Origin of the sequence: Rubripirellula reticaptiva, from assembly GCF_007860175.1 — a bacterium.
GTDB lineage: Bacteria > Planctomycetota > Planctomycetia > Pirellulales > Pirellulaceae > Rubripirellula > Rubripirellula reticaptiva.
This window is the reverse complement of record NZ_SJPX01000002.1, coordinates 444221-455971: the sequence shown is the minus strand read 5'-3', so window position 1 is coordinate 455971 and position 11751 is coordinate 444221. Positions and strand designations below refer to the sequence as shown.

Sequence of the window (11751 nt, the reverse complement as noted above, 5' to 3'; positions counted from 1 at the left end):
AATGAAGATATTTTGTACGCTCACGACATTGGCGATTGCGTTCTCTTATGCGCCGTCCGCGTTTGCCGAGGAAGCAGCAAAGGCCCCCGAGCTTCCCAGTACGGAGCAGATACAGTTTTTTGAAACATCGATTCGTCCATTGCTGGCGAACCATTGCTACGGTTGCCACGGTGAAGAAACCCAAGAGGGCGAATTGCGTCTGGACTCGTTAGCTGGAATTCTGACGGGTGGAACGGCAGGGTCACTGGTTGTCGCTGGTAAGCCCAAGAGTAGTTTGCTGTTGACTGCGGTCAGTCATCGCGATAGTGAGCTACGCATGCCGCCGGATGAACCACTGTCCGATCGCCAAGTAGCGGACCTGACTCGCTGGGTCGACATGGGGATCCCGCATCCAGAGAGCGGCGAAGTGGACTTCGTCCCGTCGCGCGAAAACATTGACATCGAAGCCGGTCGCAAGCACTGGGCTTTCCGGCCGATTGCATCCCCGGATGTACCGGGTTCGTTGGGCTTCAGTTCCAGTCCAATCGACGCGTTTATCGCGAGGGCATTGGATCAACACAACTTGGTGCCAGTTGAAAGAGCTGATAAACGTACGTTGATACGGCGCGCCACCTTTGACCTGATTGGGCTTCCCCCGACGTCTGATGAAATCAATGCCTTCCTTGCCGACAAGGCAAACGATGCGTTTCGTCGCGTGGTGGATCGATTGCTCGAATCGCCTCACTATGGTGAACGATGGGGACGCCACTGGCTCGATGTTGCACGCTATGCGGACTCCAATGGGCTGGACGAAAATGCAGCACACGGCAATGCGTGGCGTTATCGGGATTACGTCGTGCAATCGTTCAATGGTGACAAGCCATACGACCAATTCTTGACGGAGCAACTTGCTGGGGATCTACTCGACTCGCAAGGTGACACCGCCCTGAAGCATCAGCGACTGATCGCGACGGGCTACCTCTCACTTGGGCCCAAGGTGCTAGCGGAAGTCGATGGGCAAAAGATGGAAATGGACATTGTCGATGAGCAGATCGACACCATTGGCCGAGGGTTGATGAGTCTGACGCTTGGCTGTGCCCGCTGTCATACACATAAGTTCGATCCACTTGGCCACGATGACTACTATGCATTGGCCGGGATCTTTAAAAGCACCCACACAATGGAGTCCTTCAAGCTCGTTGCGAGGTGGAACGAGGTCTCCATTGCCACTGTCGACGATCTTGCACGAAAGCAGGAAAATGACACAAGTCTGGCAGCAAAAAAACAACAGATCGCCGATCAAGTCGCAATCGCAACGAAGCAATTGGCGCTGCCAGCAGGCGAAACGATTCCCACAGATGTCGAGACGCGGTTTCCCGAATCAGTTCAGTCCAAGTTGCAGAAACTGCGTGAAGAACTCGAGCAGATTGAAGAAACCACGCCCATCATGCCGACTGCGATGGCTGTTTCGGACGGCACGATTGCCGACGCAGCCATTCATGTCCGCGGCAGTCATCTGACGCTGGGTGAAATAATCCCGCGTCGTTTTCCACGTGTGCTGTCCGATGACGATCAACCGAACCTGCCCGATGACCAGAGTGGCCGATTGCAATTTGCTCGCTGGTTGACGAGCGGGGACCATCCCCTGACCGCTCGCGTCATGGTCAATCGCATTTGGCGATGGCATTTTGGCAAAGGACTTGTCGCGACCGTCGACAACTTCGGCATACAGGGTGAGCCACCAACACATCCCGAGTTGCTGGATTGGTTGGCGCGACAGTTCATGGACGGTGGTTGGTCTATCAAAGCGATGCATCGCACGATCATGCTGTCTGAAACCTACCAGCGTAGAAGTTCGGCTGATGCGAACAACGCATCGGACAATGCGTCGAACAATACATCGATCGACGGCGACAACCAATTCTATTGGCGATCGGACATTCGACGTTTGGAGGCTGAAGCGATCCGCGATTCGCTCTTGTCGATCAGTGGCCAACTCGATCGCATGGTCGGCGGACCAGTGTTGCAAACACCTAATCGAACGCTTGTGTTTAACCATACTTCGCAAGACGCGTCGAGCTACGATACGACGAGACGATCCATCTATGTCCCCATCATTCGCAATCATCTGTACGACGTTTTTCAACTTTTCGACTACACCGATGCAAGCGTGCTGACCGGGAACCGCGACACGAGTACCCTTTCGCCACAAGCCCTGTTTTTGATGAATTCCGAATTTGTCACCGAGGTAACGACCTCGATGGCAGAGCGACTGTTAAAGAAGCCATCCTCGCGTCAAACACGCATCGCAAGACTTTTCGAAGAATCGTATGGGCGACTGCCAACCAAAAGCGAAACGGGGCATGTTGCTCAATTCCTGACACAACTGGAACAACACGCGGCGGTTCGTGATCAGACGCAAGCTTGGCAGACTTTATGCCAGTCGATCGTTTCGTCCAGCGAATTCATTTACTTGAGATAACACGTCATGTTTTCACGACGACAGCTGTTGCAAAGGTCTGCCATCGGATTTGGTTCGCTGGCATTGGATTCTTTGCTGGCTGAACACTCTCCGGCTGCGACTAGAATGTCCTCGCCGCATCATGCTCCGAAGGCCAAGCGAGTCATCTTTCTGTTCATGAAAGGTGGTCCCTCGCAAATGGACACGTTTGACTACAAACCACAGCTTCAAAAGAACGACCACAAGCCGTTGCCGTTTGAGAAACCACGCGTCCAGTTTGCTCCCACGGGTGACCTGCTTGCATCGCCGTGGAAGTTCAAACAGTACGGGGAGAGCGGAATCGCGGTCAGCGAGCTATTCCCGAACGTCGCTCGGTGCGTCGATGATTTGTGCATCATCAATTCCATGCACGGATCAAATCCGGCGCATGGTGGTGCATGCCTGAAAATTCATACCGGCAGCGATACCTTCGTTCGGCCCAGCATGGGTTCGTGGATCACGTATGGGTTGGGTACCGAGAACGAAAATTTGCCGGGCTTCATCACGATCTGCCCCACGCTGGCGCATGGCGGGACAAAGAATTGGAGTTCCGCGTTTCTGCCGGCCAGCCATTCAGGTACACCCCTGGGAAACGCCAGTCAGTCATCCGATCAAGCCCGAGTCAAGTTCATCCAGAACTCAAACATGTCCGGCGATTTGCAGCGAATGCAGCTGGACATGACACAATCGTTGAATGCGAACTTTCGCGAGACTACCGGGCCTAACGCTCAATTGGACGCTCGAATCAAGTCGTTTGAGTTAGCCTTTCGGATGCAAACGGAGATGCCGACGGCGCTCGATTTGGCAGATGAAACTCAGGCAACCCATTCGCTGTACGGAATCGACGATCCTGGCACGGCAGACTTCGGTCGTCAATGTTTGATGGCTCGTCGATTCGCCGAACGCGGAGTTCGGTTTGTGCAAGTGACTCATAGCAACACCGAGGTGCAGTGGGATCAGCATGGCAATCTTCGCAAAGGTCACTTGCAGAATGCCAAAGAGGTCGACAAGCCCATTGCGGGGCTGCTGCGTGATCTAAAAGCACGCGGGTTGCTGAAGGACACGTTGGTGCTTTGGGGAGGCGAATTCGGGCGGACACCCACCTGCCAGGGAAAGGGGCACGACGGTCGGGATCACAATCCGGAAGGCTTCACCATGTGGCTTGCTGGTGGCGGAGTACGATCTGGCATTCGGTACGGAGCGACTGATGAATTTGGATACTACGCGACCGAAAACAGAGTCCACATCCATGATTTGCACGCCACGATCCTGCATCTATTAGGGCTCGATCACCTGCAACTGACACACCGACATGCTGGCCGGAATTTCCGACTAACGGACGTGGCTGGCCGTGTCGTGGATGATATCATTGCCTGACCCAGAACCTGCTCGGAACCGCTCTAGTCCAGGTTCCTTTGAACGCAGTTGCAAACGATCACTGCCTATTCGCTACGTACCTCTTCAACTCAATTTGCGCGGCGAACAACATCTCGCAGCAAGCGGTCATGGCTTGGCTGGGGCCTCGTCCATGCTTGGGACGCGGCGGTGGCGTAGCTTGACGCATTCTTTCATTGCGTTGGTCCCCGTTTGGGAGATCGGCTGCAAGCAGCCCGTCGATAACCCATCGCTAATCGAATTGTGATTTGATTTTCTCCCACCCGACAATCGGCCTTTGGCCCAAAAGCCAGCTGGTATCACATGGGTTGCAACCGGATTGCAACTCGTGCGACGACCATTGCTTTTATCTTGTCTGCTACTGGTCCAGAGACTGAGCGTAGCTTTTTAGCCGTGGTTTGTTTTTCTCGAGCATCGTTAAACCGACTAGTATGAGAACGCCGGTTGTGATTCCGAACACCCACCATGGCCACACCGCGTCGATAGATTGCTGAGCGTGCCTGACCATGCTGGCGGCACCCAGGAAGACAAAGATTGCACCCAAGTACAAAAACGGTGCCACTCTTAGAACGACACCCGCCAACATTCCAGTCAGTGCCAAGACGATCAAAACGATCGGTCCAGAGATCGATGTGCCAATCTGTGCAATCAACATATCAGCGGTGCTGCTGATGTAGATCACCAGGGTGGCGGCATAACGAATCGCCGAGGTCGTCGCGTGGCTCAATCGTTGACGATAGAAATGCGTCACCGCCAACACGCAAACGGCGGGCGGAATGAGCCAAGCTTGGGGATGAGTCAGAAAGCCCCAATTCGGTTGCTGAACGAGCATCACCCACAACGCGGCGTTGGCCAGCACGACGGCCGAGATTCGCGGCAGCGTGCTTTTCCAGATCGCCGAGATGGCAAGGTAGTAAATCGCACCCAGGGCAAGCACGGCGTCGTAGCGAACTTTATCGCCGATGAAGGCCCAATCCCATTCGCCGGTAAATCCGCCGCTAAACCAGAATCCGATCAGCGGAATCAGCGGCAGGTAGAGTGCTGTTTGCTTGAGTGTCGTCTCGATCACTCGGTCGCCACGCCGACGAGCCCATTCGGTGATGCCAACGCTGGCGAAGGCCAAGCTCATCACGATCAAGGGCCAGTAAGCTCGCAGACCAATCAGCGCCCACGGTGACTTGCAAAGATGCAGGTGCAGCCAGCAAATCGCTCCGATGCACTGCGATGCAATCACCAGCGACTGTCGTGTTCGGTCTGATAAATTCCAGGTCGACTGCCATGTCATCCCTGGGCCACTTAGTACGGCGACCAGTCCAGACAATCCACTCAGTAACGCCAAGCTGACCGCGACACCGCCGACCATGGTGCGAGAGACTCCGTCAATTTCACCGCTTTGTCGCACAATGGCTTCGATGACCAGCATGACCGCAAGTGAACCGATTGCCGCGACCACGCCTGAAATCGCACCGCCGCGAAACGCGGACGACCATCGCTGACTGATTTGCTGGCCGGCTAACTTTGGAAAGGCAAACAGCCACATCGGAATCACAACGACGGCAGCGACAAACCATCGCATGGCTGTTTCTAGCAGCGGATGGTCCACGGTAGAGGTGCCGATGCTGGCCATCAGTGCAGCGGTTGTCATCGCCATCCCGACAGCAATGTGTCGCATGCGAGACTGCATTGAAATTTCGGCAAGCACTGCCATCGCCCAAGCTGCCATCGCGACGGACAACACCGTCAACTGAGTGACCCAAAGGTGACGTTGATCGGCGACGTCGAACGCGATCATGAAAACCGATGCGGCGATACCCGTGATTGCGACCAGTGATGCGACCTGCGACGTGTTTACCGTTGTCTTCATCTGTGGATTGGTGGTGGCCGGCGATGCTGGCGTCCAAGCTTTTCCAGTGAGCAGCGGCAGCAGGTGCGAAACCAGTGCCACGGCGAACCCAGACGAAAGCGCCACCACCATCCAGCGGATCTGCATGTCGGTTTCGAACTCATTCGCCGTGTGAACAGACAGCAATGTCAACGAGGCGACCCCGACGGCAACCAAGTTTCCCTGGCTAAGCTGGCGTTTGGAAAGTGCGATGCCCACGATGGGGATGGCTGCGTAGGCGGCCAAGCGAATCCAAAGTGAGATTTCGGCTAAGCCTGAAACGGGGAACGCGGTACTGCCCAGCACAACGTTCGAGATTTCGCCGATCACGGCGATCGTCAGCAAGCTGACCAGTCCTGCGTCAGGGCTAGCAGATTTGGGGTTGGTTTGTCGCCAACTGCTGATCCGCCAAACAATCCACCATCCAGTCGCCCAGACCACTGCGACGGTGACCAGCACCCATTCGCCGGACGTCGATGGAACCAAGTTCTGCCAAGCAAGGAAGCTGGCGATCACGGTGAACCAGCCGATGCTTTGAGAGAATCGTCGCGTCGCGGTTCCGTGGTTCTGGCAGGTTTGGATCAGTGCAACTTGGAATCCCGTCAGTGCAAGCGAAGCAATGACGAGCCATGGCGTCACGGCAACCAGCGTCAGACGCCCGCTCGACCATGCCAAGCCAAACGTCAAGGCGGCAACCATTGCGGTGTGTACTAGGTCGATCGTTCGCATTGATGGTGAACGATCATCGGGACGATAGAGCGAGTTCCAGGCCGACCGGCAAACGGAGGCGGCCGAGCCAAGCAGCCAGCCGCTGGCGATCACCACAATCAGTGGCGGCCCGCTCAACCAACCCATCGCATACGCTGCATAGGCCACTTGGCCAGCCATCAATGTGATGCCAAATGGCCAAGCCAGTTCGGCACGCGTGCCACCAAAGCCAAGGAACTCTTGAGTCTTGGGTACCGTCAAAATGATCAATACCAATAATGATAAGGTGAAGCCCGATAGGCTGGCCCAAGGCAACAGTAGCGATGACCGAGTCAGGATGGCTGCCGTCACGCCGACCGCCGAACCCATCCCGATCAAGCTGGCCAAAACAAGGCTTCCTTTGACAGCCGCTGCGAAAGTTTGAGTCGACGCAGGTTCTGGGAAGCGAATCGCAAGCGTTCTGGCCAAGGTCGACCAGACGATCAAACCAATGGACGCGACTTGAATCCAGGTCACGGGTGATCGGGTCAAGGTCGCAGACAAAACGATCGCGGCAATTGCAGTCAGAGCAGCGGAAGCCGCAGACCACTGGATCGATTGTTGTTGTCGAGACTTGTTCAACAGTATGATCGCGCTGATTCCCCACCAAGTTCCGACGGCAACGGCGGGGAACCAAGGGGCAAGCTGGCTGGCAAGGATGGGCGTCCACCAGTACTTGGCCAGCAACGCGGCTGATGAGATGGCAATCGCCACCGGCGCGGCAACACCGACCGCTTTGAAGGTGCTTCGCAAGTAGGCTGCCAACCACCCTGTTATCGCAATCAGCGAAGTCGCAAGCACCAAATGCTCCGGTGCACCCATTGGCATCGATGCCACGCCACGACCAATCGACCACGTCAGTGCTGACGCGGAAACGAGGGCTGCGGCACCTTGTTCCCAGGCGTTAGGCTCTCGGTCAATACGTTGCGTCTTTTGCCAGGCAACGAGGCCGGCTAGGCCAATCATTGCGACGATCGGCAGTGCGATCGGTGATTCAGTGAAGTTGTCTTCGCGGAAAATCGCAAGCAACATCGTTGCCATTGGCCAGACCGCGCCAACAAATGCCAAGCCGATCGATGCCAGCCAAGCTTGGCCGTCGGGCATCAACTCAAAGCGGGCGGCGGGTCTTCTCAGAAATCCAATCCGGTTTTGTAGCTTTGGATTTTCAAGCCGAGTCAGTCCACGGGCGACTAGCCAAACGGCGACCACCGAGGCCAATGTGATTGACCAACCCCAAGGTGCCAATCCAGACTGCCAGGCATCGGAGTGAAACAGAGTTTGTGGCCAGTAGGCGTATCCCATCACTGTGGCGAATGCCAATGTTGTAATCTGGGACAGACGCAGTGCTGTGTTGGATCGGCTGGCACTTGCCGACCACAGCAATCCTGCGGCGCACGCGGCCAGTGATACCGCCGACGCGGTGGCGTGGTGAGTGGTTGTAGCGCAGGCCACGATAGCGACGATGGTCCACGCGCCGACGGCCATGTGATTCCAACGGCGCGACGCCCGAATTGATTTTAGGGACTCGCAAATGGCCATCCAAGTCACGGCCGAACCGATGCCAACCTGCATCCAGATCGACATCGAATTGATCGTCATTTGCTGGCCGATTGACCAAGGATGCAGAATCGACATCCAGCCAAGGACGGTCGCCGCACCGCCCAGGATTAGACCGGCTTGGCGCTGACCACGTGACTCACTTTGCGAAATCCATGCTCCGGCCAGTGTTCCGACTGCTAGGGCGGCGGTCACGGTCCAAACCGGAACGACACCCATCGATGCCGCTGGTGACACGGACAAACACATGGCTGAAATCGTAGCCAAGCCGATCCATCCGCCGGCGGATACTCTCATCCATCGCGAAATCGATCGGGCACGCATTGCCCAAGCGATCGCGGCTGAGATGACGCCAACACCTGCGGCGACGAGCATCGGTTCCCCGCCGATGACTCGTCGCAACAAGTTAATTTCGTTCCACGGCAAGCCACTGATCCAAGTCGGCGACGTCAGCATGGCTGCTAGCCCAATCGGTGCTGTCGCCAGAGCAACCATCAGTGGCTGTCGCAACCAGCGTCCGAGCATCAAGCCACTGATCGTCCAAGCCAAGGCCCAGCACCACAGCCAACCGGAGCTCTTCATTGCTGGTGGCAGAATCGCAACGGAACCACCCAAGCAAATCACACAAATGATCGCAGCAGTCACCGAACCGACCGCGCTTCGTGCAGATGACATCAAGAGTCGTGCGGCGCCGGATATCGCGACCAGGGCAGGAATCGTTGCGATCGCAATCGCCATCGGTTGAGATGGGCCGGTTATAAAAATGGTGTATCCGACGGCGATGGCGAGCGAGAACACGCCGAGCCCGATCACCATGAAGTGGGATCGAACGTGCGACGTGCCCATGGTGGGTTTTCGCAGTCCCATTCGTGCAACCAGTGATACTGCGATCGCGACGACGATCGAGGCAACTGCGACGATCCAGCCGGCGTTGTCGCCGAACGTACGAACGCCCGCTGGCATCAGTGGCAGGATCACGGTTGGTCCAGCAACCGCCAAAGTCATCGCCGCCGCCAAGTGGCGGCGCACCAGTGCCTTGCCGCCTCGGTACACCAGCCAAAGGTAGATTGATCCCGCGACCGCAATCGTAATCAGTGTAACGGGATCGTTCAGGTGAACTGCGCTACCGCCAGTGCCTGTCGCGGCCAGACCCGCTAGCACACTTAGCGGGACTAGCAGTGATGCGATCACCAACACGGCGCGGCTGGTGTGTCGCAGCTTCCATCGACCGAGCGTGTAGAAACCGCTGGCGTAGATCGCTGCGTTGGCGGCTAGGAAAATCAACGACGGAATCGCAGGGTGCGTTTCAATCAGGGTGTTCCAAAGACTGATGACCAGCCCGATCGAGCAGATTACGATCAGCATGCCGGCAACCAACTCGCCCCAGCGGATGTTTCGTGCGGCCAGAAATGAACCGATCACTTCCGAAATCGAAAGCGTAGGCGTCGCAGGCAACGCTTCTTCATTCGTTTCATCACTGACTAAGACTGCGTCAATGATTTCGACATCAGCAATCCTTTCGCTCGCTATTTCTTCACTGGCGAGCGACTCGGCGTTGATCGGCAGTTCTTCAGTAATCGATTCTGAAGCTGGCTGAATCGCGGTTGATTGGGTGTTATCAGTTGCAGTGGTTGTATCGACGGTTTCAGCAGCAGTACCTTGTTTCGTTGTCTGTTTGGTCTTGGTCTTGGTCTTGGTCTTGGTCTTGGTCTTTGGGATCCGGTTCCATTCCAAGTCTCGTAGGGTTTCTCGCAGTTCGATTCCTCGGGCGGTGTCGATGAAACCTTTGCCCATCAATCGGCTGACGACTCGGTGGGTGGCCGCCAGGTCACGCTGCTCGGACGTGGCATCGTCTGGCGGGCTGTTTTGGGGCTCTTTGACTGTGAAAAGTCGGATCAATCCGCGGATCATCACCCAACTGCCGTGCCCGACTATCGTGACGAAAGCCCAGATCACAATGAGGAACAGCAGGATTTCCATGATGGTCGTCAGGTTTGATGCGTATTTGTAAGGCAAGAAGGTCGTGGGAAGCTTAGGTGCCAGAGCCCACCAGCGTCGGTATCACTCGCGCATTTGGGGCTGGAATCTGACATAATCGGAATATGAGCACTTTGCCGCAGGGATTGCCGGACTTTGAGTCCGTCATGGCCGACTATCTAGAGCGAATTGAGCAGGGCCAGGAACCCGATCCGGCCGACTATTTGCGTGCCTATCCGCAGTATTCGTCCGACCTGAAGAGCTTTTTTCGCAATCGAGAATGGTTCGGCGAGTCACAGCCAGCGGCACCGGTTTCGTTGGCTGGCACCCGGGTTGGCCCCTATCAAATCGAGGCCGAGATTGCTCGCGGCGGCATGGGGGTCGTCTATCGAGCTCGCCAACAAGGGCTGGACCGACCAGTCGCGCTGAAGCTGATTAGCAGCGGTGTCTTGGCCAGTCGCGAAGAACGAACGCGGTTCCACATCGAAGCCGAAGCCGCGGCACGGCTGCATCATCCCGGAATCATCGCGATCCATGAAATCGGATCCTGGGAGGGCTACGAGTACTTTTCGATGACGCTGGTCGAAGGGCCAACCTTACAGCATCGCGTCGACACCAAAAATTTCGATGACGAGATCGCCGCACGGACGGTTCGCGACATCGCTCGTGCGGTCGCTTACGCTCACCGCGCCGGAATCGTCCACCGTGATTTGAAGCCGGAAAATATCCTATTGAGCGAAGGCGGCCGGCCGTTGATCACGGACTTTGGGCTGGCCAAATGGCACCGCGAAGGAACGTTAGTCACTAGGACGGGCCAAGTTTTGGGAACACCCCATTACATGAGTCCTGAACAAGCGTGTGGGCGAGGCGACAGCGAAGCGTCGTCGGACATTTATTCGCTTGGCGCGATTCTCTACGCGCTCATGACGGGGCGACCGCCACACGAAGGAACGTCCGCTGCCGAAGTACTTCGCAGTGTGCTGCAAGATGAACCGGAGGCACCGCGGCACTATCGACGCGATGTGTCACCGGTCTTGGAACGGATCTGTTTGAAAGCGATTCGTTTCGAACCCGACCAGCGTTATGTCAATGCTGACGCACTGGCCGACGATTTGGACAAGTTCTTGATCGGCGAAACGACCAGTGCCGAGGGCAGCGGTTTGATCGATCGGGTGGCACGCGAGATTCGCCGGGACCAACATCAAAGTCACTTCGTCAACTGGAGCCGGACGCTGTTGATGTTGGGCGCCACGATCTTTGTGTTTCACGCCGCAATGTTCATCCTTGGCGAGCTTGATTATCCGCGGTGGTTCGCGTTCTGGTCGCCTCGTTTAGTGATGTTCGTTTTGATCTTGGCGATCATTTCACGCGCCCGTGGCGGTGGGCTGGCACCGCGAACCGTCGCTGAGCGTCCCGTCTATTCGATTTGGTTGGGCTACCTGGCCACGCTGGCGGTGATGAACGTGTTGCTTGTCCTCGGTGACATCGACCAAACCCGTTTGTTCTCGATCGCGTCAGCTCTAAGCGGGTTCGGTTTTATCGCGATGAGTGGGCACATTTGGGGCGGAGCGGCGATCTTGGGTGTCGCCTTCGAGTGCACGGCCATGTTGACCGCGCTGGCGCCGACTTATGCCCCGATCATGTTCGGTACGACTTGGCTGATCAGTTTGGCGGTGCTAGCGAATCATTATCGGCCACCAAAGTCGGCCTAGGA

General features: G+C 56.5%; 4 protein-coding genes. 3 read left to right on the top strand and 1 reads right to left on the bottom strand.

Annotation, left to right across the window (positions count from 1 at the left end):
- Nucleotide 1: 1 nt before the first annotated feature.
- A complete protein-coding gene (locus tag Poly59_RS07935; RefSeq protein WP_146533562.1) occupies nt 2–2461 on the top strand; it encodes a PSD1 and planctomycete cytochrome C domain-containing protein in 2460 nt (819 codons plus the stop codon).
- A 6-nt stretch (nt 2462–2467) separates the two neighbouring features.
- The gene (locus Poly59_RS07930; protein ID WP_146533561.1) at nt 2468–3856 is read left to right on the top strand and encodes a DUF1501 domain-containing protein; all 1389 of its coding nucleotides are present in this window, start codon (nt 2468–2470) and stop codon (nt 3854–3856) included.
- Between the two features lie 376 nt (nt 3857–4232).
- Here the strand turns inward: Poly59_RS07930 and Poly59_RS07925 are convergent, their stop codons facing one another.
- Nucleotides 4233–10040: a DUF2339 domain-containing protein gene (locus tag Poly59_RS07925; protein ID WP_186776089.1), complete on the bottom strand. Its 5808-nt coding sequence runs from the start codon at nt 10038–10040 to the stop codon at nt 4233–4235.
- A gap of 122 nt (nt 10041–10162) precedes the next feature.
- Here Poly59_RS07925 and Poly59_RS07920 point away from each other — a divergent pair, with 122 nt between their 5' ends.
- Nucleotides 10163–11749, top strand: a complete 1587-nt coding sequence (locus tag Poly59_RS07920) for a serine/threonine-protein kinase (protein WP_146533559.1) — start codon at nt 10163–10165, stop codon at nt 11747–11749.
- The last annotated feature ends 2 nt before the right edge of the window (nt 11750–11751 follow it).